Annotated in this window: 20 protein-coding genes and 1 pseudogene; 8 read left to right on the forward strand and 13 right to left on the reverse strand. The window is 49.7% G+C overall.

Going from position 1 to position 24,458, the window contains the following annotated elements:
- Nucleotides 1-109: 109 nt before the first annotated feature.
- The 4 genes from G451_RS0108455 to G451_RS0108470 form a co-directional block, all read right to left on the reverse strand.
- Complete coding sequence (locus G451_RS0108455) at nt 110-883, reverse strand: hypothetical protein (RefSeq protein WP_027183909.1); 774 nt, start codon at nt 881-883, stop codon at nt 110-112.
- A gap of 212 nt (nt 884-1,095) precedes the next feature.
- Complete coding sequence (locus G451_RS0108460) at nt 1,096-2,781, reverse strand: VC_2705 family sodium/solute symporter (protein ID WP_051261300.1); 1,686 nt, start codon at nt 2,779-2,781, stop codon at nt 1,096-1,098.
- 9 nt (nt 2,782-2,790) lie between these two features.
- A complete protein-coding gene (locus G451_RS0108465; protein ID WP_027183911.1) occupies nt 2,791-3,483 on the reverse strand; it encodes a sodium/substrate symporter small subunit in 693 nt (230 codons plus the stop codon).
- Nucleotides 3,484-3,554: 71 nt separating this feature from the next.
- A complete protein-coding gene (locus G451_RS0108470; protein ID WP_027183912.1) occupies nt 3,555-4,400 on the reverse strand; it encodes a metallophosphoesterase family protein in 846 nt (281 codons plus the stop codon).
- A gap of 518 nt (nt 4,401-4,918) precedes the next feature.
- On the opposite strand from G451_RS0108470, the gene G451_RS0108475 reads away from it, so the two are divergent.
- Entirely contained in the window at nt 4,919-7,927 is a 3,009-nt protein-coding gene (locus G451_RS0108475) for a DUF294 nucleotidyltransferase-like domain-containing protein (protein WP_027183913.1), read from the forward strand.
- A 33-nt stretch (nt 7,928-7,960) separates the two neighbouring features.
- On the opposite strand, the gene G451_RS0108480 is transcribed toward G451_RS0108475, so the two are convergent.
- Together G451_RS0108480 and G451_RS0108485 are read right to left on the reverse strand one after the other, a co-directional pair.
- Nucleotides 7,961-9,364: a B12-binding domain-containing radical SAM protein gene (locus G451_RS0108480; protein ID WP_027183914.1), complete on the reverse strand. Its 1,404-nt coding sequence runs from the start codon at nt 9,362-9,364 to the stop codon at nt 7,961-7,963.
- Nucleotides 9,361-10,545 (reverse strand): glycosyltransferase family 9 protein, encoded by a 1,185-nt coding sequence (locus G451_RS0108485; protein ID WP_027183915.1) that lies wholly within the window; start codon nt 10,543-10,545, stop codon nt 9,361-9,363. Before G451_RS0108485 ends, G451_RS0108480 begins: the two co-directional genes overlap by 4 nt.
- 281 nt (nt 10,546-10,826) lie before the next feature.
- Between G451_RS0108485 and G451_RS0108490 the strand changes: the two genes are divergently transcribed.
- The 3 genes from G451_RS0108490 (at nt 10,827) to G451_RS0108500 (ending at nt 12,792) form a co-directional block, all read left to right on the forward strand.
- The gene (locus G451_RS0108490) at nt 10,827-11,597 is read left to right on the forward strand and encodes a DUF362 domain-containing protein (protein ID WP_027183916.1); all 771 of its coding nucleotides are present in this window, start codon (nt 10,827-10,829) and stop codon (nt 11,595-11,597) included.
- Between the two features lie 95 nt (nt 11,598-11,692).
- Nucleotides 11,693-12,295: a DUF445 domain-containing protein gene (locus tag G451_RS0108495; RefSeq protein WP_245587792.1), complete on the forward strand. Its 603-nt coding sequence runs from the start codon at nt 11,693-11,695 to the stop codon at nt 12,293-12,295.
- 83 nt (nt 12,296-12,378) lie between these two features.
- Nucleotides 12,379-12,792, forward strand: a complete 414-nt coding sequence (locus tag G451_RS0108500) for a hypothetical protein (protein ID WP_027183918.1) — start codon at nt 12,379-12,381, stop codon at nt 12,790-12,792.
- A 168-nt stretch (nt 12,793-12,960) separates the two neighbouring features.
- On the opposite strand, the gene G451_RS0108505 is transcribed toward G451_RS0108500, so the two are convergent.
- Nucleotides 12,961-14,646, reverse strand: coding sequence for a glutamine--tRNA ligase/YqeY domain fusion protein (locus tag G451_RS0108505; protein WP_027183919.1), 1,686 nt, complete (start codon nt 14,644-14,646; stop codon nt 12,961-12,963).
- A gap of 52 nt (nt 14,647-14,698) precedes the next feature.
- The gene (locus tag G451_RS0108510) at nt 14,699-15,433 is read right to left on the reverse strand and encodes a class I SAM-dependent methyltransferase (protein WP_027183920.1); all 735 of its coding nucleotides are present in this window, start codon (nt 15,431-15,433) and stop codon (nt 14,699-14,701) included.
- A gap of 165 nt (nt 15,434-15,598) precedes the next feature.
- Between G451_RS0108510 and G451_RS0108515 the strand changes: the two genes are divergently transcribed.
- Both G451_RS0108515 and G451_RS0108520 read left to right on the forward strand, forming a co-directional pair.
- Nucleotides 15,599-16,042 carry a Fur family transcriptional regulator gene (locus G451_RS0108515; protein ID WP_027183921.1) on the forward strand — a complete coding sequence of 148 codons (444 nt, stop codon included), beginning with the start codon at nt 15,599-15,601 and terminating at the stop codon, nt 16,040-16,042.
- Between the two features lie 265 nt (nt 16,043-16,307).
- On the forward strand, nt 16,308-17,819 hold the full coding sequence (locus tag G451_RS0108520; protein WP_027183922.1) for a catalase: 1,512 nt from the start codon (nt 16,308-16,310) through the stop codon (nt 17,817-17,819).
- Nucleotides 17,820-18,138: 319 nt separating this feature from the next.
- Here G451_RS0108520 and G451_RS0108525 read toward each other — a convergent pair whose 3' ends face one another.
- Nucleotides 18,139-18,645 (reverse strand): AbrB family transcriptional regulator, encoded by a 507-nt coding sequence (locus G451_RS0108525; RefSeq protein WP_027183923.1) that lies wholly within the window; start codon nt 18,643-18,645, stop codon nt 18,139-18,141.
- A 117-nt stretch (nt 18,646-18,762) separates the two neighbouring features.
- On the reverse strand, nt 18,763-19,464 hold the full coding sequence (locus tag G451_RS0108530) for a TerC family protein (protein ID WP_027183924.1): 702 nt from the start codon (nt 19,462-19,464) through the stop codon (nt 18,763-18,765).
- Between the two features lie 189 nt (nt 19,465-19,653).
- On the opposite strand from G451_RS0108530, the gene G451_RS0108535 reads away from it, so the two are divergent.
- Complete coding sequence (locus tag G451_RS0108535) at nt 19,654-20,157, forward strand: hypothetical protein (protein ID WP_027183925.1); 504 nt, start codon at nt 19,654-19,656, stop codon at nt 20,155-20,157.
- Nucleotides 20,158-20,450: 293 nt separating this feature from the next.
- Here G451_RS0108535 and G451_RS28420 read toward each other — a convergent pair whose 3' ends face one another.
- The 3 genes and pseudogenes from G451_RS28420 to G451_RS0108550 form a co-directional block, all read right to left on the reverse strand.
- Nucleotides 20,451-20,960 (reverse strand): Lcl C-terminal domain-containing protein, encoded by a 510-nt coding sequence (locus G451_RS28420; RefSeq protein ID WP_051261302.1) that lies wholly within the window; start codon nt 20,958-20,960, stop codon nt 20,451-20,453.
- 191 nt (nt 20,961-21,151) lie between these two features.
- Nucleotides 21,152-21,403 (reverse strand): annotated as a pseudogene (locus G451_RS0108545) (penicillin-binding transpeptidase domain-containing protein); the annotation flags it as partial.
- Nucleotides 21,404-21,467: 64 nt separating this feature from the next.
- A complete protein-coding gene (locus G451_RS0108550; protein WP_084448458.1) occupies nt 21,468-22,451 on the reverse strand; it encodes a GntR family transcriptional regulator in 984 nt (327 codons plus the stop codon).
- Between the two features lie 665 nt (nt 22,452-23,116).
- Here G451_RS0108550 and G451_RS0108555 point away from each other — a divergent pair.
- Nucleotides 23,117-24,451 (forward strand): VPLPA-CTERM sorting domain-containing protein, encoded by a 1,335-nt coding sequence (locus G451_RS0108555; protein WP_027183928.1) that lies wholly within the window; start codon nt 23,117-23,119, stop codon nt 24,449-24,451.
- The last annotated feature ends 7 nt before the right edge of the window (nt 24,452-24,458 follow it).

Below are 24,458 nucleotides of genomic sequence, written 5' to 3' on the forward strand. Positions count from 1 at the left end.
GTTAGTCGCTCTACGAACAACGGGGCAAGTCATCTAAAGGCATTGGCTGATGTTTGACGGCATCAAGTGGATTGTTAATTGGTTGTTTACCTACGCTTTGATTGGTTCCTTACTGCAATCGTTTCGGCGGAAACAACTTTTCCAGCGCCGAGCGTCCTTCGTGATCTTCTCCGCGAAGTCGAGCCAGGTTTGCTTTCGCAGTTTCATTGTCTGGCCAGTATTCAAGTGCCTCTTGGTAGAGTGACGCGGCCTGGGCGCCGTTTCCGTTATAGCGTGCGATGATGCCGAGGTTGGTCAGGGTGACGGAGAGGCGTCGAGGCGTCTCTGTTTGCGCATCGATAAGCTCTTGAAGGCGGCGCTCCCGTATACGTTCTGCGTCGGCGTTGGGAAAATCGTTGTCGGTAAAATAGGGTTCCAGATCGGTTCGGAGCGTTGTTCCTGAGACCGTCCCAAAGTTTTTCAGCCATTTGGTATAGATTTTCTTTGCGTTTTGCGCGTGGAACTCTGCTTGTTCCAAGAGCCAACGACCTTTGTCGTCGAGTTCGGGTGTCTCCATTGTGAGCAAATGATTTTCCATCGTCAGCAAATACACGGCGGCTTTATCATTTTCGAGTACCCCACGTTCAAAGCTCTTCTGATACGCCGGGACGTTCGCATAGATGGCTTCCGCACTGTCGAGCGCATCCAGTGCCCCGGACCAGTTCTTTTCAGACAGGTTTGTTTGATAGTTCTTCATATCGATACGGGCAGAAGCAACCCGTGGATCGGCGGCACTGTTTTGATAATCGTAATATAAGGCCATTCCACCAATATAGAGCACGCTGACGGCCAACATAGCAAAAAGAAGCCGCTTTGTACCTTTCGTCATTGTGAAAAGAGACATGTAGAAAATCCATTATCGGTGAATATGTGGTGGTCGAGCGCAGGAGTGTTGTGTTGCACTGCGCGATGTCTCCGGCGGTGTACGAAACGTCTTACAGGCTATGAGAGACATTATTCATCTGTACAATTGCAGAGAGAACATACGTCTTTTGTGCCATTTCGCAAAGCAAGTTTGAGGAAGGGAGGAGCGTTGCGGCGCTCCTCCCCGAATTGCTAGCCTCGTGCTCCGTGCACCTGAACGGCCAGGAACCGTTTGATGTCGTCAGGAGTATCTTTGAACATTTTGGATACGAGCACATTGACGAGAATCGCCAGGGGCGCACCGATCCAAGCAAAATACCAAGGATTGAGCCAATAGCCGATGAAATCACCCATGGGGAGATTGGCCCCGAATTTGTCGGCGACAAAGTAGGTAATGGCGATAAGCGAGATGATAACACCCGTCGCCAGACCGGCCATGGCGCCTTCTCGGTTGGATCGGCTCCACCAGATACCGAGAAAGAAGAGTGGGAAGATGGTGCAACCCGCCAATGAGAACGCGACGGCCACGAGCTGAGCGATGAGGCCGAGCTTGAGCATGGCAACAAGCGCAACGCCGACGGCCATGAGGATGGTACCGATACGTGCCATCAGCATTTGCGTAGCAGCCGACGCTTGAGGGTTGATGACCTTATGATAGAGGTCATGCGAGAAGGCAGAGGCTCCGGCAACCAGAAGCCCAGAGACCGTGGAAAAACCCGCTGAAACAGCGCCTGCAGCCAGGAATCCGACGACGAGCGGATTCACGTCGCCAAGTTGTGCCGTATAGACGACGATAGCATCCTTGGACAGTTTGCCAAGACCGGGAGCTGAAGAAAAGACTTTCCCGAATGCGGAATACAGCGGCGCACTCCAATATAACAAGCAGATGAAAAACAATCCCCAAACCACAGACCAGCGCGCATCATTGGCTTTGGGCACGACATAGAATCGGGAAATGACGTGCGGCAAGCCGGCCGTTCCTACCATGAGCGAGAAGGTCAGCGCCATCCACTGAAAGAAGGTTTTACCCGTGGAGGGATCCCATGGCATGGCAAACTCCGGACTGGGCAGTATAGCGTATGGTTGGTTGAAGACATTGGCCATGTCTCCGACGGGGATGCCGTTGACAATATCCGTCACGACTTGTCCATACCCAATTTGGGGAACGAGCCAGAAGTAATCAAACTTGTAGGTCAGAATGACTTCGGGAATGATGAAGCTGATGATAATGATGACATATTGAATCTGCATGTTTTTGGTGACGCCGAGCATTCCGGAAATGAGCGTATAGATGAGGACGACACTGGAGCCAATGATGACGGCCCAGTTATAATCGACGCCCAAAATCCATTTGAACATCAGTCCGATACCGCCGAACTGCCCCACGCAATAACAGAACGATACAAAGATACCGAGGATAGCCGTTGATGCCCGTAATGTGGTGGAATAATAACGGTCGCCGATAAAGTCCGGCGCTGTATATTTACCGAATCGCCTGATTTGGGACGCCATGAGGACAAGAAGTAAGACGTAGCCTCCGGTCCATCCCACAACGTATGCCAATCCGTCATAGCCCGATCCATACATAATGGCAGCCATACCGAGGAAGGACGCTGCGCTCATCCAGTTGGAAGCAATGGCCATGCCTGAACCAACGCGGGAAATGGAGCGGCCAGCCGCATAATAGTCGGAGGTGTCACTTGCTCGGTTCATGAGTCCGACGGCAATGAAGAGGCAAATGATGATAATCATCAAAATGGCCGGACCGAGTTTAAATCCGCCTTCGAGCTGCAAGGCGTTGGATGCTGCCTGTGCCAGACCAGGGACGCTGAACAGGCAGACAAGCAAAGAGCACAGCAATAAATTGAAGCGTTTCATGAAATCCCCCTACTCGTCGGCTTCAATGCCGTATTTTTCGTTCACTTTTTCAATCACCACACAATAGAACAGACACATGAGCACAAAGAGCACGAGGAGAAAAACGGCGGTGTAGAAGTAGTGAAACGGGAACCCCAAGAAACTCGTGTCGGTCAATACGGAGCGATAATGGATAAGGTATTTGTCCATGACCGCCGGAATAGATGTAAGGTCGGCTGTTGGGGCATCGGTCTCGAATGTGGCCATCGAAAACGGGATGACCCGTATCAGGAGTGGATTGGTGATACCAAGCACTTGAGCAATTTCTTCGCCACCAGTGCGGCTGGTTGTCATGGTTTCAATAGCTGCATTGAGTCCGTTACGCTGGTCTTCGGGGAGGCTCTCCCAGACGAGTTGGGTCATTGCGGCGCGCAATGTTGGATCAGCGCGCATCTCTACATATTTCCCGAACACGGTCAGATAAGCTGCCGCCAGAGCTTGGCGTTGTTCCGGACTGGCGTTGCCGGCTGTATAGTCAGGCCAAGCGGATGAATAGCCGATATAGACGTCTTCAGGGACGGGCTTTTCTATGACACGAAGAAGAATGTGAAAACCGAACACGGCAATGGCCCAAATGGCAACCAACGACAGAATAATCCGTGAATTGACAGTCGGATATCCTGGCAATGGCTTGAAGAGGTTGACTTCGTAGCTTCCAGACATGTGAAACAATCCCCCAGTTGTTGCGGCCGCAATACGGTTGTACGACCTGGTTTACGGTGAAGGGACACGACTTAACCTTCATCTTTCCGCCGGCGGGGAAGTGCCCGAGCTGCCCACTGGGAAAGTTTGCGCGCGACATGCTCTGCGAGCGCTCCTTCCAGGGGATGCGAGCGGCCGGGACGATCACAATAGATAGCATCTCGATCTGGAAGCGCGCCGGCAATGTGGCGCACACGTTTGATATAATACCCCGCCCCGAGCAGGACATATCCCCGGGCGGCGAGATCGAGACCAACGAACCGGGTATCACCAACCATACATTCATAATACTGATGATGATGGGCAAACACCCAGAGTTTGGGGCGATAGCGTTCAAGAAGTTCGCCCCCTCGTGAAAAACCGGTTTGGCCGTACTGTTTGAATTCCTTGCGACCGGACACCCCCGCTTCTTGGGGACTGTCATGACTAAAAATAATATCGATAGTGTCGGGATCGTGCGCGAGACTTCGATCTATATCCGCACGCTGAATAACAGCCGCTGGGGGAGTATTGATGGGATCCATATAAGCAGACCCACCAAGGCACAATGCATTGTACCATCCAAATTGATGAACACTGCCTCGTTCGAGATACGTCACGTATTCACCGAAACGTCTGTTGATAGATCCAAGAAAGAAAAAATCTTCATGGTTTCCGTCAATAAAGAAAAAAGGAATTGCAAACTGTTGTGAACGGCGTTTAAAGTACGTTAAAAATGCATGGTGTGACGCCCCAAGATCCCCAAATTGAACAACTTGTTTGACGCAAATTCCTGATTTTTTTGCGTGGTATATGTGCCGATTGACAATATCAAAATCACCGTGAACATCTCCCAACAAAAGCGTCATGCCAGGATTTACGGTTGGCACTGCATGCACAACGCGTCTCCCTTGCTCCGTTTTTTCTTGAAAAAAGACCTAAAAGTAGGAATATATGCATATAGTATATCATGATGCATGTATTCACGGTCATTTATTTTTCTGAATAGAGCAATGCGGTTTAAATTTGCATCAATCTGGTTTATAATAATGACCAGTTCTCAATATGTACATTTCGACTTTCATTTTTGCAAGTTAAATGTTTTTTACTACATTTGATGTTGATCTCATTGTATGAAAATTACGAAATACAACTTTAACTTGATTGACCAATCAATAAATAATACAGTAATACCATGGTGTTTTGCGATGAACGTGGCAAAGAGCTCTATTTTGACGAATACGTTGTGACATTCGCTTAATGATTTGCTCGGGGGAAAGAGCGGCAAAAACATCGTCAGGGGCAAAGCGTGACCTATTTGCCTCAAAAGCATGATTTGGCATGATACAGCAAGCAAGTGTCGCAAACGACTACACACACGCTCATATTGCAATGGTGAAGACAGGGAGGTTGGATCGTGTCTCGAATTCGTCGATCGGAAAAACCCATTCGCCTTGTGTTTGTCGAGATTATTCTCCCTGCGCTCATTGCGGCGAATCTATTGGCTGGCGTTTTATTTTTTGTTGTTATGCCGCAGCTTGAAGATGCCCTCATGGAAGAGCGACGCGGTTTGATCAGCGAGCTGACGCAAACAGTCGTCAGTCTCGTGGCAGAATATGCGAAAAAAGTGACGCGCGGAGAATTGCACACGGGAGAAGCCATGGCACAGGCGCGGGAAGCTGTGCGTCATCTGCGCTATGGCCCTGAAGGCAAAGATTATTTTTGGATTACCGATTCTTCTCCGCGCATGATCATGCACCCCTACTTGCCCAACCTGGAAGGCCAGGACCTCAAACAATTCACTGATGGGAACGGCAATCGGCTTTTTGTGGACATGACGCGAAAAGCTCTGGATCAAGGTCGAGGGTATGCTGATTATCTGTGGCAATGGAAAGACGATGCCTCGCGCGTTACGCCCAAGTTGTCGTACGTAGAATTGTTCAAACCATGGGATTGGGTGATTGGGACAGGGGTTTATGTCGATGATGTACGCGACGAGGTACGGGGGCTGACACGGCGTTTAGCGCTTATTTGTTTGGGCATCACGGTGGTTATCGTGGCCATTCTCGCGTTTATCACGGTGCGCTCACTCCGTATCGCCAGACAGCGTGAGCATTTTGCTTTGGGATTGAAACAGTCACGCGAACGCTACAAAACACTTCTGGAGTCCACCACCGAGGGCGTCATGCTTGTCTTCAGCGACAAGCTGGGGCGTCAGCACATCAGTTATGCCAACCAGACGCTTCAACGTCTTCTCGGATATTCCCTTCACGAATTGTCTGCATTGGAATTCGATCAACTCTTCGCCCACGCCGCACCCGACGAATCAAACGACGTGGAGAGTGACGATGAAACCGATGATATCAATTTAGGTTTTTCTTACTTTAATGATTTTGTCGCAGGCTTTGATACCCCCGGACAATTTGAGGCGGTGCTTGTCGCAAAAGACGGTTCTCCCGTTGACGCAGCCTTGATCTGTTCTCGCATGGAAACGCCGGAGGGCGTCAGCGGTGTGTCTGTGATTGTGAAAGATATGCGACAACACAAGGAACTTGCCGAACGGTTTGAAGCTGGGCGACGGCGGTTTGATTTCTTGGCTGGAGTTGCCGCTGTCGGAGTTTTTCGTGCATCCGCTGGACGTAAAGGTCGTTTTCTCGAAGCGAACGATGAAGCCGCTCGTCTCCTTGGTTTGGAAAATGCTGATGATGTGATTGCTTTGGAAATGGACAGTCTCTTGGTTCCAGTCGTGCGGACTGGGTCCATTGTGAATAGCATTCTGTCCCAAGGCGATACTGTTGAAATGCGCGTCAAAACACCACAACTTGATGTCGCTGGTGAGGCGTCATCGACTCGATCTCGTGAACGCATTGTGAATCTTATGGCCACGGTGGTGAGGGACGCCCGTGGTTTCCCCATGTATATTGATGGTATTCTTCAGGATGTGACGAGAAAAGTACAAGCGGAAACCGCGATGAAGCAGCTTGTGGCTGAACTTCAATCGGCAGGAGAATATCTGACGCAACCCATTGCAAGCCTGGCGCGGCCGGCGCCACTGCTCTCGCCGAATGCCTCCATGCAACACGCTGCCAAGGCAATGGAAGACTCTCGCGCCAGTGCCGTGCTTGTGGGAACAGCTGGCGGCATTGAAGGTATTGTCACCGAACGCGATATTGCCATACAAGGTGCGGCTGTCGATTGGGAGCCGAGTGTCTCGCTTTCGCGTATCATGAATACACCTGTCCTCGAAATTGCTCCGACCGCCATGGCGGCAGAAGCACTTGTTGCTCTGCGTAACAACGCAGTCCATCACCTCGTGGTGACACAGACCGTTTCCGATGACGATCAGGCGCCGCGTATCGTTGAGGCTGGAGAACTCCTTTCTAAACAAACCGATTCGGTTTCCATGCTTCTGTGGCGATTGCGTCATGCCGATACGGTGGATGATGTGGTTCAGGCCAGAGCCGCCTTGCCTCTTCTTGTCCAAACCATGGTGGAGAATGGTGCTGACCCTCGCCTTGCCTCACGCATTTTTGCAACAGTGTCTGATGCCGTTGCGCACAAACTTACGGAACTGGCAGTACAACGTTTAGGTCCTCCGCCGGGAAATTTTTGCTTCTTTTCCATGGGAAGCCAGGGGCGTCTTGAACAAACTCTGAAAACCGACCAGGACAACGCATTGGTCTGGGAGGATAGCGTTCCATCCGAAGCGGCAGCCTATTTTGAGTCGCTGGGGGGGATGGTGTGTGACGATTTGCACGACGCGGGATATGCGTTGTGTACAGGCGGTATCATGGCGAAAAATGCGCAATGGCGGGGGCCGCTTTCCTCATGGAAAAAACAATTTTCTGCATGGGTATATGATGCTGACCCCGAAGCTCTGTTGCGAACGAAGATCTTTTTTGATTTCCGCGCAACCTACGGTGACGCGCGATTGATTGAGGCATTTTCAACGCATCTCGACAGCATGCTTGACGGGAAAGCGGTTTTTTTCAATCTGCTTGCAAAAAACTGTTTGCTGACACGTCCGCCATTGGGGTTCTTCGGACAGTTTTTGCGGGAATCGACGGGAGAACATGCCAATGCGTTCAACATCAAAAAAGCCATGACGCCGATTGTCGATTTTGCTCGAATTTATGCGCTCAAACACAGAATCCGAAGTGCCAACACTATGCAACGGCTCAAAGGGATTCATGAAGCCGGCGCGCTCAACACACAAGATTATAACGAAATCGCAGACGCATACACGACACTCATGGGGCTACGCTTGACGCACCAGGCACGAGCCATGCGTCAGGGGCTGACGCCGAACAACTTTATCGACCCGGCCGTGTTGACGAACCTGGAGCGAACCATGCTCAAAGAAATCTTTCGTCAAGTCGGTGCATTACAAAAAAAGCTGGGTCTCGACTTCACGGGATTGATGTAACGGCGCAATTGAAAGTAGCGTGTTCACTTCTCCTCAATGTTGTGTTGGAGTCGTATCTACAGGACACGTTGGAGCATCTTTTTTGCCGAGCACCTTTTTCACAATGGCTTTCGCCAACGGCACTGCTTTTAAAATGGCTATGGGCAACAGATCGTATTTTTGCGTTGCCGGGTTGACGTAGATGGAGTCGCGCAATCCCTCGGTATGCTCGGGCAGCATATCGGTCTGTGGGGTGATGACACCTTCACGGAGTGCTAAATCGTAGAGTGCGGTATGTGGTTCGATCCGCAGCCAATTCATAAATGCTCCGCCACCTCGTTTGCGGAGTGTTTTCTTGGCCTTAAAATAGAATGCAATCGTTTGGAGTAATCCCGCGAGTGTTTCACCAGGAGGATTAATGAAGAAACAGAACGTAAAATCCATATCCGCCAGCGTGGGTTCATTTACGGCGAGATTATAGGCGTTTTCGATATCCGCCGGAGTAATGTCTTTTTGCAATCCTTTGAGCGCAGCTTCGGAAATACCGTCGGGTGAATAACAGACGCCAGTGCATCCTGATCGCTTCATGAGCTGAAGATACTCTTTGGTTATCCCTTTAATGTGCGTATAGGCACTCCATTTCATACCGATGTCGCGCCGGACCATTTCTTCGAGGATGGCTGTAGAATAGTCGTATGGCACATTGACCACGGAGTCTGCAAAGACGATGGTTTTAACGTTGAAATCACGTTTGAGATATTCCAATTCGTCACAGATGTGCTCAGGGGTGCGCAGACGCCACTGGCGCCCGTTGAGAAAGGGATAATTGCAGTAGGCGCACCGCAACCGGCATCCGCGTTTGGTCTGAACACCGATGGTTTGTTCAAACCCGAGATAGGGCGTCATGTCGAGGAAGTCGCGGCGCGGGATGGGAAGTGCGCCGAAATCGGGCATGGGACGATCACCTGAAAAGTGTACGCCTCCGTTTTCTCGGTAATAGACGCCTTTCACATCCTGCGGGCGCCCGAGATTTGTCAAGACTTCCGGGAAGCTCTCTTCGGCTTCCAGATGTAATCCCAAATCGATACCCGGATTTTGTTCCATGATGCGTTTGCCGAACATGGAAAATCCGGCGCCTCCCGCAACAAGCAATGCGTCTTTCTTCCGCTCTGTTAGAAATGTCGCCATTTCTTTGAAATGTTTGTAAAAATAATAGAGGTGCAAGCGGGCCTGGTTGTCGATGTTGCGGAGCGATAAACCGATGATATCAGGCGCAAACGTATCGATGCGCGACGCGATGTCGGCATACGGATCGGACAAAACATTGGGGTCCATCGCCTGGACATCATGTCCGGATGCGGCCAGTGCCGTGGCGATATAGGCAATACCAAGGGGATAGACCGGGTAACAATCTCGGCTATCCACACCAAGCGGTGATTGAAGAAGCAGAATTTTCATGAGCGACCCTGTTGCGGTTGATCGAGAAACGACAGCGCGGCGGTGACGACTTCGTCAACGGTAATGGCGTCGATACAATGATGCGGGAGATGCGGACAATCGGTTTGCGTACATGGACAACACGGAAAACGATGTTGAAGAATGGTATGGCGATTCCCAAGAGGCTCCCATTGAGCGGGAGTTTCCGGGCCGAAGAGCAGAACCGAATCGAGCCCGACGGCGCCGGCGAGGTGTGAAGGGCCGGAGCTGACCCCAATATAGAGCTGGCAAGCTTTGAACAGAACGGCGAGTTCGCGCAAGGTGTTGATTTCACCCGTTGCAATTGTCGCTTGATTGTCCAGGTGGGCGTTGACCGCGTCGATGAGTGGCCGTTCGGCCGGTGCACCGATAAGGATGATACGCGCACCGGCGCGTTCGATAAGGGCACGAGCAACGGCGGCATACCGTTCGGCTGGCCACAATCGGACGGCTTTCCGTGCTCCGGGATGAATAACCACGCAGGGCGCGGACGTATCAAGGCCGTGCCGGTCGAGAAATGCCTGTGCGGCCGTCTCGTCGGCCGTGGTTGGATAGACTTCGGGAACGGCATCATCCGGAACCTGTGCGCCAAGGGCTTGAGCGACCTGCGTATGATAGGCGGCTTCGCGCAATCCATGGGCAAAGGGAACAATGGTTGTCAGCAAATAATAACCACCGGATGCAGCAAAGCTGACCCGGCGAGGGATACCCGGCGCAACCATGAACAGAGCAATATTGCGGAGGTCTCCGCGGAAATCCGCGGCCAGGTCGAACCGAAGTCGACGAAGCGTAGTGAAGATATTCCAATATTCGCGAATGGCATCGCGTCGTTTCTTTTTGAAAAACCACGGAGGGCTGTAGGTAAGCACGCGGTCGACATGAGGATTGGTTTCTATAAATGCAGCACCACCCGGCGAAACAAGACAGGTTATCTCGGCATGAGGGAAGCGTGCGCGAATTGCAGGCAATGTGTGGGTAATGAGTAAAACGTCTCCAATATAGTCGGCGCGGATGAGGAGAATACGTTTTGGACTGTCAGGGACGGAACGATCAGCAAACCACGTCCACGGTTGAATCAGGCGCCATACGCCCCAAAGAATACAGCCTACGAGATCGATACAAAACATAAGAGCCCGAGTGCGAGGGCGAACAAATTTATACACAGACACTCCTTATAGTACTCCTTTGCCCGCAATGTGCTGGATTTTACGACATCAAGCAAGGTCAGCGGGCTGAATAGCTGAAAACACGCTGTGAAGTCGAACAAAAATATTTTCAATAGAAATAACTGTTGGGATTCCATTGAAGATGGCGGAACATAGTTTGATGCTGATCTTCTTGACATGCTTTTGTGCATTTTGATGAGATCGAGCGCGCTCTCGACAACAATTCCTGGATGGATGACGCTTGCCAAGGTCATTTTTCAATCCTATTTTTCGGAGTCATGAAACCATGCATTGAAATTCCATTTCGCGACTACGAAACATCTGTTCCCGAAGCACTTGATGCTGTTGATGCGGCCACAACACTGGCACGACAGCGTTATGTGCTGGTTAAACCCAATCTCGTCAATGACTCGCCTCACCCCGTGACAACACATCCGGCACATACCGAAGCCGTGGTCCGCTATGTTCAGAAGCATGCTCCACAGGCTGAGATCATTATCGCTGAAGGATGTGGCGATGCATATAAAAATACGTCTGAGGTCTTTGCCGCGCTGGGGTATGACACGCTTGCCCGAAAGTTGGGGGTAGAGCTTGTCGATCTGAATGAAGCGGAGCTTGAGACGAGAATCATACCCGATTGTCCGGTCTTTCCCCAAATGCATTTACCTCGGGTTGCGTTTACCCATTTTATTCTCTCACTTCCTGTGCTGAAAGCTCATTCTTTGGCCGAAATAACAGGGACGCTTAAGAATATGCTCGGATTCGCGCCTCCAAAGCATTATGCCGGTGTCCACGGGGTATGGAAAAAAGCGATCTTTCATGGCAATATGCAGCAGTCCATTCGTGATTTAAACCAGTATGTGACGCCGCATTTGAGTGTCCTTGATGCCTCGATTGGCCTTGCTGACTATCACCTTGGTGGCCGACGGTGTGATCCCTCGCCCAATGCAATACTCGCCGGAACAGATGCCTCAGCTGTGGATATTCGCGCCGCTGAACTCTTGGGACTCCGCGCCGATCATATTTCCCACATCCAACCAACGCTTTGAAAGCCAAGGCCCGTTTCGCACAGACAGTGGGGATTGCGGACTTTTTTACAGCGGGCTATACAGCCCTCGGACTTCATCGATGAGGAGATATGCGTATGTGGCTTTTTTTGTTTTCCCCTGTTTTATGCGCCGCCATTGGATGGTTTACCAACTATCTCGCGGTGAAAATGTTGTTTCATCCAAAGGTTGCGACGAAAATCGGACCGTTTGTCGTCCAAGGGATTTTTCCCAAACGACAAGCGGCGTTGGCGGAAAAGCTCGGTGATCTTGTCGAGAATGAGCTTGTCAGCGCTGCCGATGTTACGGAATTGCTCCGCGATCCCGAGGTTGCCAAGCAGTTCGACGGCATTGTTGGCGAGTATCTTGACCGGATGTTGCGAGAGAATCTTGTCAAAGCAATTCCTATGGCGTCAATGTTTCTCAATGAGGAAATGCTTGCCAAGATTAAAACCAAACTTATTCCCGAGTTGGAAAAACTCATTCCGGAAATTCTTGAGCAAGCCTCACACGATTTGGAAAATCGGTTTGATGTGAAGGCTCTTGTCCGGGAAAAAGTGGAACAATTCTCTACGGACAAGTTGGAAACGATTTTGTTCTCCATCATGCAGAAAGAATTCAAATTTATTGAAATTGTTGGTGGCGTTCTCGGTTTTGCCATCGGACTTTTTCAGGCATTGTTTTTAATGTTGGTGGGCTGAGTTGACGGTAGTGAGTGATGTTCCGTATGAGGACAAATTCCGGGAAGCGTTTTGCGACCGGTAAAACCACGAGGAGTCAAACGATGAAAATACGCAGCCTGTCCGCTTTGGCAATATTAGTGTGCGTTGTTGTTTTACTGCCAACAGCAGGGATATGCCAATCCAAGAATTTTGCCGGGGTGTGGAACAAATTTAATGCTGAAGAAAAGAAGTCGTACATCGCGGGTGTGGCCACCGGTGTTCGCATCGTGTGTGGCGATGCCGCTATGGGGCAGACCGGGAAATTGACTGCCGAAACCTCGAAAAAATTTCAGCAATGTTTTTCCGCCTATTTTGCTGTTCCGCCCCATGAGCTTGTGCAAAACATGGACGCGATTTACAAAGACAAAAACAACTCCAGCATTCCATTGGACGATGTCTTCCGTATTTCTGTTTTGAAAGCCTCGGGCAAGAATGTGAATAAGATTCTCAAGGATGCACGCAGTAAAGTGAAGTAAACGAGAACGTTCTTTTTTTCGAATAAGAAGCGACCTTTGAGGTCGCTTTTTTCTTGGCTGTGAAAAGAGAATATTGAACAAATCATCGAACTGGTATCCTAACACCAAAGCAGCCGGCAATCGTGTCCACGATTGCCGGCTGCTTTGGTGTTGAAGCGATGCTTGCGTTTAACCTTTCTTTGCCTTTTTGGCCCAGCTATCACGCAGGCCGACAGCACGGTTGAATACCGGTTTTTCCGGGGTGCTGTCGGGATCGATACAGTAGTATCCAAGTCGTTCAAATTGCCAATGTGTCCCAACCTCTGCCGTTTTCAGGCTCGGTTCGACTTTGGCAGTGATGACGGTCAACGAATCGGGATTGAGCGCATCCTTGAAGGTCTTGCCCTCTTCCATGTCGTTGGGATTTTCTTTGGTGAACAATCGGTCATAGAGCCGTACTTCGGCATCGATGGCGTGTTGTGCCGACACCCAGTGCAATGTTCCTTTGACCTTACGACCGTCTTCGGACCAGCCGCCTTTGGTTTTCGGATCGTATTCCACATGGATCTCCGTCACGGTGCCATCACTGTCTTTGATGACATCCACGCAGGTGATGTAATAGGCATAACGTAACCGTACTTCTTTGCCTGGAGACAGGCGGAAGTACTTTTTAGGCGGATTTTCCATAAAATCAGCGCGCTCAATGTAGAATTCACGCGAGAATGGTACCTGGCGCGATCCCATGGATTCATCTTCCGGGTGATACGGGAAGTCTATCCATTCAACTTCGCCTTCGGGATAGTTCATCACCACGACTTTGACCGGATCCTGCACGGCCATAACGCGTGGAGCCCGGTTATTCAGGTCTTCACGAAGACAGTGTTCGAGCAGGGCGATATCAACCATGTTGTCGGCGCGGGCGACACCGATGCGTTCACAAAAGTCGCGGATCGCTTCCGGCGTGTAGCCTCGGCGTCGAAATCCACTCAATGTCGGCATCCGCGGATCGGTCCAGCCGGATACGAGCTTTTCTTCTACAAGCTGAATGAGCTTGCGTTTGGACAACACAGTATAGCTCAGATTGAGGCGCGCGAACTCATACTGCCGGGGACGACAGGGAAGGTCTGGGAACTGGTCGAGCACCCAGTCGTAGAGTTCTCGGTTGTTTTCGAACTCCAAAGTGCAGATGGAATGCGTAATGCATTCGAACGCGTCAGACAGGCAATGGGTGTAGTCATACATAGGATAAATACACCAGGTATCGCCTGTCTTGTGGTGATGGGCCTTCCGGATGCGGTACAACGTGGGGTCACGCATAACCATATTGGGGGCTGTCATATCGATTTTGGCTCGCAACACATGGGTGCCGTCTTCGAACTCTCCATTTTTCATACGCGTGAAGAGATCAAGATTTTCTTCCACGGAGCGGTCACGATACGGGCTGTTTTTTCCTGGCTCGGTCAGCGTACCACGGTACTGACGAATTTCTTCGGCGCTCAGACTATCCACATAGGCTTTACCCTCTTCAATGAGACGGACGGCCAATGCATGAAGTCGTTCGAAGTAGTTGGATGCGTAGAACCGGTTTTCTCCCCAATCAAAGCCCATCCATCGAACATCTTCCTGAATGGAATCGACGTACTCGACTTCTTCCTTGGTGGGGTTGGTATCGTCGAAACGGAGGTTGCACGTTCCGCCGAAGTCACGGGCCAGGCCGAAATTGAGGCAAATAGATTTGGCGTGGCCAATATGGAGATAGCCGTTTGGTTCAGGTGGGAATCGGGTTCCCACGCGGCCGTCGTTCTTGCCGGCGGCGATGTCGGCTTCGATGATGGTGCGAATAAAATTCGGAGCAGATGTATTTTCAGTTGTCATGGCAATCCCCTCGAAAAAATGATGGAGACACTAGCCTTGCCGTCCATCCGCGTCAACGGCTGGGCTTGGTTGCAATGATGCAAACGAGACCGTTGGTTACGCTTTTTTCCGTAATTTCAAAACCGGCAGAAGTGGCTTTATCGGTCACCAGGTCGAGATCAAGGCGCAGCTTGTAATAAAATCCTTTGTGTATTGCCCAGGCCTGATCTTCGCGTGTATAGATGACATCGGTCACCCGAATGCGCTCTGCTTCATATTCGAGAAAGCAGGTGAACAGCGTTGATGCGTCTGAACGGACAGGGATGATACGGTCAAGGCCGGTCAACGGCTCTTTTTGATTTCGAAACGTGAGCACCATGCGACCATGCGGTTCCAGCGTTTTCATAATATCGGCAAATAACGTGTCGACGCTCTCCAAAGTCGGTAAATGCGTCAACGTATCGCCCATACACACAATGAGCGAGGCCGGATCTGGACACACTTCGCGAAATCGGGTCAAATCATGCTGCTTGGCCGTGACGGTCAGATGCCTGGCATGGGCCTGCATTTCTTCGAGCAACGTTTCCGAGGTGTCTACGCCGATGACATTGTAACCAAGGCATGCAAGGGCTAAAGCTTGAAATCCCGAGCCACACCCCAGATCCACGGCTCTTGAACCGACCGGACCCGTTAAACCGTGTTGACGAAAAAATGCTTCGTTGTGGCGTATACCCATTTCCAATCCGCCCATCATCCAACTATAATGGGCTGCCAGGACCGATTTGTAATGTTCGCTGACGTCTGCCATGGGTTCCTCCTGTGCGACGGATGGTAACGCTTCAGCGACAAAATGAGAAGCCATCATGTTGCATCATCAACAAGTTCTTCAAACTTGACCAATTTCATCAAGTTTGGGATAGTCATTATGTATAGGATTCCGTTTATTAATTGAGAAGACCAGGATAACGCACGCATGCCGCTTGAAGATGTTGCAGAACAACGATTACGACACATTCTCGATCGCCTTGCTGCGCATGGACGTCGTCTGACCCCACAACGCATGGCTATATTACGAGTTCTTGCTGTTAGTGAAGGACATCCTTCGGCTGAGCACGTGCATCAGGCCATACTCAAAGATTTTCCCATGACGAGTTTGGCCACGGTCTACAAAACGATTCAACTTTTGAAAGACGAAGGAGAAATCTTGGAACTTGGCTTCAGTGACCAAGACAACCGCTACGATGGAGCCAAACCATATCCTCATCCTCATGTCATCTGCCTTAAATGCGGAGCCATTATGGACTTCGAAGATGTTGATGTCGAAGGGCTGAATGCGCAAGTTGCCAAACAAACTGGTTTTTTCATAACAACACAGCGTCTTGATTTTTACGGTGTATGTCCGGCTTGCCGGTCGTAATTTTTTTTGTCATAAGAAGGAATCTTGTTCTCTTTGGAGAATGATTATCCAAAGAGAAATGTTTTCAAAAAACGGTGTAAAAAGCTGAAAACATATTGAACAAAAGCGAAAGGAGGTGGTACAGGAAGAGTCCAAAGGCATGAAGTTCAAGAATAGGAAAGCCGGTCGCTTAGAGCCGGAGGAAACGCCCCGGAGCTCGCGCGCTAACACGTCTCGGGACGCCCCTCACTCGGCCGGCTGGAACTCAAACACAAGGAGTCTAGCCATGTCAAAGAAGAAAACTACGATGACGAGCGCGTTTGGCGCTCCCGTCGGCAATGACCTTAACTCCATGACTGCAGGGCCTCGTGGCCCCGTTTTAATGCAGGACATGCACCTCTTTGAAAAACTTGTTCATTTTGAACGTGAACGCATTCCCGAACGGGTTGTCCACGCCAAAGGTGCCGGTGCGTACGGGTATTTTGAAGTGACAGCCGATGTGACGCAATACAGCAAAGCAAAATTCTTATCCGAAGTGGGTAAGAAAACCGATGTGTTTGCGCGGTTTTCCACCGTCGGTGGAGAAAAGGGCTCCGCTGACGCGGCACGCGATCCGCGCGGTTTTGCCGTGAAGTTTTACACCGAAGACGGCAACTACGATATGGTAGGCAATAACACGCCGGTCTTCTTTATTCGCGACCCCTTGAAGTTCCCGGATTTCATTCACACACAAAAACGGAATCCGGCGACGAACTGCAAAGATGCCGATATGTTTTGGGATTTCCTGTCGTTGACACCGGAGTCCATTCATCAGGTGACCATTCTGTTTTCCGACCGCGGCACCCCGGCGACCTATCGTCATATGAACGGGTATTCCAGCCACACGTACAAATGGTACAATGAGAAGGGTGAATATGTTTGGGTGCAGTATCATTTCAAGACCGACCAAGGCATTAAGAATCTGACTGGTCCCGAAGCCGATGCCATGTGCAGCAAGGATCCGGATCATGCTACGCGTGACCTCTACGAGGCTATTGAACGCGGTGAGTATCCGTCCTGGACCTTGGAAATGCAGATTCTCACTCCTGAGCAGGCTAAAGACTTCAAATGGGATATCTTCGATATTACCAAGGTATGGCCCCATTCCGAAGTGCCGTCCATCACGGTGGGGAAAATGGTTCTTAACCGCAACCCGGTGAATTATTTTGCCGAGGTCGAACAGGCTGCATTTTGTCCGAGTATGCTTGTTCCCGGTATTGCAGCATCGCCGGACAAGATGCTGCAGGCACGGTTGTTCTCCTATCGTGACACGCATATTCATCGCCTTGGACCGAACTATCATCTTATTCCGGTGAACCAGTCCCAAAATGCACCCGTACGCAACTATCAGCGTGACGGTGCGATGCGTGTAGATGACGGCGGCGGTAGCGGTCCGAATTATTGGCCGAATTCTTTTGAAGGGCCAGACCCAAACGCCGACGCCAATGAACCGCATTTCATGCTGGACGGCGAAGCCGGTCGATTTGAATTCAGCTTCCCGAATGACGACTTTGTTCAAGCAGGGGATTTGTTCTCCAAAGTCATGACCGATCAGGATCGCGCCAATCTCGTATCCAATATTGTTGGGCATCTCGGTAATGCGCAAAAGCGGATTCAACGTCGTCAATGCGCCATTTTCTATAAGGCGCACCCGGATTATGGTACCGCCGTTGCCAAGGGACTTGGTCTTGATGTTGCCGATATTGAAAAGCTGGCCGCGATGACACAGGAAGAACGTGTCGAGGCGACTAAGGCGTAGATGAAAGGAGAAAAGCCTCCGGCGGATCAAGAAACTTTTTGGAAAAAGTTTCTTGATAATCTTCAAAAACTTTAACTGGTTGCAAGCTGGTTCTCGTCAGAAATGCGCGGTATCGCTATAGGCATCATCGAGAAGGCCGAGAGGGGGATTCCCTCCCGGCCTTCTTGTGTGTCGAGGTGATAGTGAATGCAATGAGATGGTTCACTGGTTTATTGAATTCTTTGGCTTCAAGAATCACGGCCTTGTATGGTCTCATCACGTTGTGAGCATGAGTTTTTTTCGTTTGTCGGACACATTTGATTTTTGATTCCAAGCGACTCTAGCGCGCCCACTTCATCGCGAAGTGCAGCAGCACTGGGGCGCTGGCCAGAACGAGCAAGAGTCGGACGAAATGGCTGATGAACACCACCGTGGCATCCACACCCATTTCTCTGGCCAGAGGGATCATACCGGTGAGTGCTCCTGGATTTGTCGCAAGAACGGCCGTTGCCGGGTCGGTGAGGCCCATTTTGACGAAGATAATCGCCAGGCACGCGCCGGACAGAATGAGGCCGATACTTGTTCCAAGGACAAGAAAGGCCACTTTAGAGAAATTTTGGAACAGCTCCGGTGAAAATGATGCACCGATAAGAATGCCAACCACAATTTGTACCCCGACATCGAAAGGACGTGGAATAATAACGGGATGCCGCCACAGTAGCTTGAGGATAATGACGCCAAGGCAGGCGCCGAACAACGATGCGGCGGGAAGTTTGATGCGCATACCAAGAAGGCCACCGACAATGCCTGCTAGTGCGCAGTAAAGAAAGGGGACGTTAAAAGTCATGTTTGTACTCCATGACGAGAGGTTCACCAATGATAGAGTTCTTTTTGGCGTATGCTTCCGTCAAATCGGACAGAGTTCCTGAGTATGGGAGGGGTTCGACTCCCGGTTGGTTGAATTCTATGATCGCATTTTTTTTCGGTTGTGTTCGTAGCGCATTTGCAGCATTTCCACGACCAATGCAAATCCCATGGGAAGATAGATATAGGCTTTCGGGACTTCCTGGTGCATGCCTTCCATAAAAATGGTGACACCGATGGTGATGAGGAAAGACAGCGCTAAGATTTTTAATGTGGGATGCTTGATGATAAACTCTCCCACCGGGCCAGCGTAGGCCAGGACCGCAGCAAAGGAAATGACGACCGCCGTAATAATGACCCACACGACATGTGTCAGGCCAACGGCCGTAATCACGGAGTCGATGGAAAAGACGATGTCGAGAAGCACAATCTGGAGAATAGCGGTGCGAAAGGATGACTTTTTTTTGATACCGGCAGCTTCATCCTGTTCTTCCTTGAGCTCCACGGTATGGTGAATTTCCCGAACCGCCTTCCACAACAAAAAGAGTCCCCCGGCTAGTAATATGAGGTCACGGACGGAAAACTGCATAAAAACCGGCGCTGTCAGCGATGTGAGTGCGAGCACGAGCAGTAATAATCCGAGCCGGGCAATAAGCGCCAAGCCTAAACCGATGATACGGGCTTTACGTCGTAGCGCAGGATCAAGACGCTCCACCATAATGGCAAGTACAAGGACGTTGTCGACCCCGAGAACGAGTTCGAGTCCGATAAGCAAAAGTAATATTCCAAGAGAGTCGGCCATGCGAGAGCTCCTTGCTGTTCGTGAGTGTTTTGAAGCGAAAGCCTGGCGGAGACGCCGCCGTGTTGCATGGATGACACGGCACAGAGGTCAACATGTACCCGAATCGGCAGCGACATCAAGATCGTTCATTCGACCAATTTTTACTTCCCACATGATCGAGGGGCGCGTACACCAAGCGGGGAGGAATATATGGCGAACCAACTACTGCGCTCATCAAAATCATTCTTTTTTTCTGCGTACCGTTCCACCGAGGGAGAGCAGCTCCGTTTCGTGAACGATCTACGAATATTGATTTTACCTGTGTTGGCGCTGCTGCTTGTCGCCATAGGCTACGCTGTGTACGATCCCGACACTCATCCATTGAGCTGGATTGTTCTCGTCCCTACGGTCTTGTGTATCGTGGGTATCTTTGTACCGTTATACCACCGAGTTGACCTCGACCTCCAAAATCACATCATAACATTTCGTAGAGGTTCAATCTTTTCTGAAAAAACACGTGAGCAGCGTGTCAGTGTCTTCCAGGAAGCCCTCGCGCGTCCACAAGGGCACACAGGTCGTTATGAACTTGTCCTGACAGCAAACAAAGAAAATTTTTCGCTTCTTGGCAACCTCACGAAATCTTCAGCGTTCTTAGCCGTCCGCGAAATCAACGCCTCCATCGCTGCTGCCTATATCGGCCCATCTGCTTGGTAGTTATTTCGTATTACGAGATGTTAACAAGCTGTGTTTCATGTCGTTTTCATCTGAAAACGATGAGAAGACATTTGGGGCAATGATGCTCAATAATTGTTGTGGTATTCGGCTTCACATGCGCTAACTGCCTCATTTGGTAATGTGCCGTATCTTTCCACTCTTTCATATGACTGTGCGTGAATCATTTATACGGATTCGGAGGCATGACGGCGTAGCCGAAGCGCTCATGATTCTGCAGGGAAGCGGCTTGCAGCGATTATGTGCAACAGAGCGGCATGAAGTGCAACGGGTTATCATTCTTTGTCGCGAACAAAACGAACTGCCAAACCAAAACCTTTGCTGTGCGCGTCTACTATACCACTCATGAATTCAACGTAGTAAATAAGAGTCGGGATCTCTTCAACATGAGTGCAACTCCAGTATGACGCACCTTCTCCTTGATCCTTAACTCCTGGGAAGACTACGGGATCGATTACCGGTTGTTGGCATTTTTCATCAACAATGCTATACAATTCATCAATGGTTGGGACTCGCCATCCATTGCCGAGTTGTTTTGCAATGGACTTGGCTTCATCGAGAGACAATAATTTTACCGACCCAATACAACCCTCGCTGTCGTTCCATGAGGTCCCCTCGCTGCAGCGACGCCAAATCAACCCCGTCGCTTTATCAAATGCTTCATCTTTATTGAGAATATAGCGAGAAGAAGCATCACCACGTAGCAGTTGTTCATTGCAATCAGCCAGAGCAGAGCACGGGATGAGGCAGGCAAACACAATCCCCAAAAACACATTCTTGATCATCACGACCAACCTCTTGGTTAGTGTTTAACAAATGCAATCGACAAAGCATCAATGGTACGTTTGAATCAACCAAGCGCATACTGCACGTCTTCTGGAGTGGGAGTACCCTTCTCCGGACAATCTTCTTGAACCGTAGTGTCGGAACGACAGAGATCAATCCGCAACTCTTTATGATAATAGATTCTCCGCTTTCAGCACCGACTTGACGATGTATTCCGAGACTTGGCTTGGTCGGCCATAAGGTCAATGTTGAGCGCGAAGAACCAAACGTCCTCGCCTCGTTCCAGCCAGCCTACCCACCAGCCGATGTTCGGCTGGTCCCAGAGGGCAAAGCTTGGTTTAATCCGCAGGCTCAGGCCGGTCTTCCCCCGAAGGGTCCAGTTTTCACCTTGCTCCACCACCATAATGTCTTTCACGGTAGCCATAATCTTTGCCGAGAAAGGGAGTTGGTCATGTTTGAGTCACCGCACCCGTTGCGAGTGTCCCTTCTTATAACTGAGAGTAACTTCATGCTAAATCAATCGTGCTTTCAGTAATATATTTTCTGACTTGAGTGAGTCTCTCCCAAATCAGGTCGACATTTGATCGATCGATATTGGATTCGAGCCTGATCACTCGCTGTCCGGTATTGGCAAGCTGGACCACCCGATCATACGCCAAACCATTGGCAATGATTACCTGGCACTGATCAAGAAGGTTTTTGAGGTCATCGCCACGATCAAGTCCCATCCATATCTTTATGAGCCCAGTTTCACCTGACTGCGTGGATTCGTTGAAGAAGGTCTCCGCGGATTGCTGATTCGCGCAACAGAACCCCACCTTGGTCCCCTTGGGAAGCCGGCGGAGTTCGTTGACTATGCGAACATCCGCTCTTGTCATGACCCCCACGATTTCGATGGAATCGTCAGGACAGATTCTCCGGAATTCCTCGACATGGTTCATTCCGCAAACCACCAAGTCCACAGAGGAAAGCACGCCCTTGGAAATGAGTTCCGGATCTGTGCGGAGTTCCTGGACAAGCACTCCCTGAGCCTCAACGCCGAGTTCACATTGCAGCGTACGGCATATGTTTTCGATCGCTTCGCGATTACACTCCACTACCAAAACTTTTCGGCTCTCAGCATTGGAAAGACATGCAACCGCACGTGTGAGCAGGAAATCTTCGATCTGGCTCCTGGTAAAACCGCTTTTCACAGCTTTTTCGAATGCTTCCCTAAAGATAGCGGCAAGATCGTCGATCGAAGCCGTTGCCGTGTTTTTTTTTACAAACGTTCCCTTGCCGACAATGGCATCCAGGAAACCCTCGGAAACCAGTTCCCGATAAGCATCCGCAACCGTATTCCGGTTTACATTCAAGGCACTGGCCATATCTTTGGCTGAAGGCAAGGGCAGCCCCGATGAAAAGGCGCCGGACTCGATGAACATGCGAATCTGGCGTTTGATTTGCTCCTTGATGCTGAGCATGCTGTGTCGGTTCAGGTGTATTTGCATAGTTGCCTATGCTACTAGGCAATATGGATTCAGTCAACCTCATGAGAACCCTCGGAATTTGAAAAGCAAAATATGACTAAAAAATATACTATTTCAAATGGTAACAAGAAATGAGGTTCAAGAAGATGAATGAGAGCCGTTAGTAAGTCCCGGCAAATGATCTAGAGATTTTTAGAATTCTGTCAGGAGGCCGCGAATCAACGACAAGGACACGTTGCGAAGCATCCTCTTCATCCGCGAAATTGTCGTGCCCTGGGAAGAATTACCGCTGGAGATCAGATGCAGTAGCGGCATCGCCTGCTGCGTGATCTGCCTGTGGTTCGTTAAGAAGTTTTGTTAATGGCCCTTGCAACAAACGACGTTATCGTTTATTTAATAAAAATTTTTTATTCATTAATATTTTCCTTTGGTGTCTTCAAAAACTGGACAGTAAGCTCGTATTCATCTTCATTTGCGTGAGAAATATGGACGACATAGCTCCATGAAGTTTAGATTATGCTGTTGTTATTAGGTTTACTTGTGGAATATATATTGCTTGGTAAATCGTGTGGTCAATTCGTACCTCCTGCTGTTTCTGGGGAAATCATACATTTTGTCGTACTTTCTTTATCGATTTCCCTGGTGTGACGACATAACGCAACGCTATGCCTATGGAGATGGGAGAGATGAGTAACAAGAATGGAATTGTTCTTTGTGCGCTTCTCTATGTTTTATTGGGGGGAAGTTTCGGTGAGGCACAGGCAAATGTTTTTTCCTTATCAGGTGGACAAACGTATACGTTAAACGACTCGACTTTGACGTATACTGTTGAGTATATTGGGGACAATGGGTCGGGAGCATTTATACAGCATGGTGGGAGTAATTATGTGTCCTCGCTGTGTTTGGGATTCGCTGCTACAGATCAAGGAATTTATAGAATTGATGGTGGAGAGGTACACGCAAGTTATGCATATGTTGGGTATTATGGAAATGCTCTCTTCAGTCAATCTGGAGGTGTAAACTATACTTCTTTCCTTCGAATAGGTGAAAATGGAAACTCATCAGGAACGTATAATTTAAGTGGCGGAGATCTCAATACAATCTCTACAAGTATTGCCATTGATGGAGTTGGTTCTTTTAATCAGTCTGGGGGATCGATCAACGGCAAAAAGCTTTCTGTGAACGAGAATGGAACATATAATTTTTCTGGCGGTGCACTGAATTCTACAAATATATATAATGATGGTCTTTTTAATGTTCAGCATTCCAGTTTAAATGATTCCATAAACGGGAGTTTCACTAACAATGCGATGACACGCATTATCGAGAGCGAATCTCATTTCAATAACGATGTCACAAACAATGGGGTTTTCGATGTATCCTCATCGACGGTGAACTTTTCTGGGAAATTTACGAATAATGGAGAGTATATTTCCAGCAGTTCTGCGAACTATTTCTATGATCTGTATATTGGTAAAACAGGATCGATTGCTGGGATGGCGGAGAGTTTTTTCTCCTTAGCCGGGGACTTTGTGAGTGATGCAACTGATTTGAGCAAATGGTATACTCCGACATCCACGTTGGAATTTACTGGTGACAGCTCACACGACTTTTATTGGGGTGGGAGTGACACCGGGACCGTAAGTTTTTTCGATAATTTCAGTGCATGGTCGCTGTTATCGTTGGCTGGCGATGAAACGTTGTCCTTTTATGACAGCAATAGCGATTATGGCGCAGGGCTGTATATTCAGCAACTTGATGGTCTCCTTTTCGACGAAGATGGAAACATAAAGAATCTCTTTGCCGAAGAAGGGTTTAATATCTATTATCTCGCTGAATTGAATGAAGAACTCGGTGGTAAAATATTCGATTTGTCGGGTGGCGGGCAACTCATCGGTTTGAATGCCGACGGCACTCTTGCTGCATCAGCCGCCGCAACACCTCTTCCTGGTGCTGTGTGGCTCTTGGCATCCGGATTCCTGGGAATCGGCTTTATCCGGCGACGCTTAGGGAATGTGTGATACCTGA

It is taken from the genome of Desulfovibrio inopinatus DSM 10711 (assembly GCF_000429305.1).
GTDB lineage: Bacteria > Desulfobacterota > Desulfovibrionia > Desulfovibrionales > Desulfovibrionaceae > Alteridesulfovibrio > Alteridesulfovibrio inopinatus.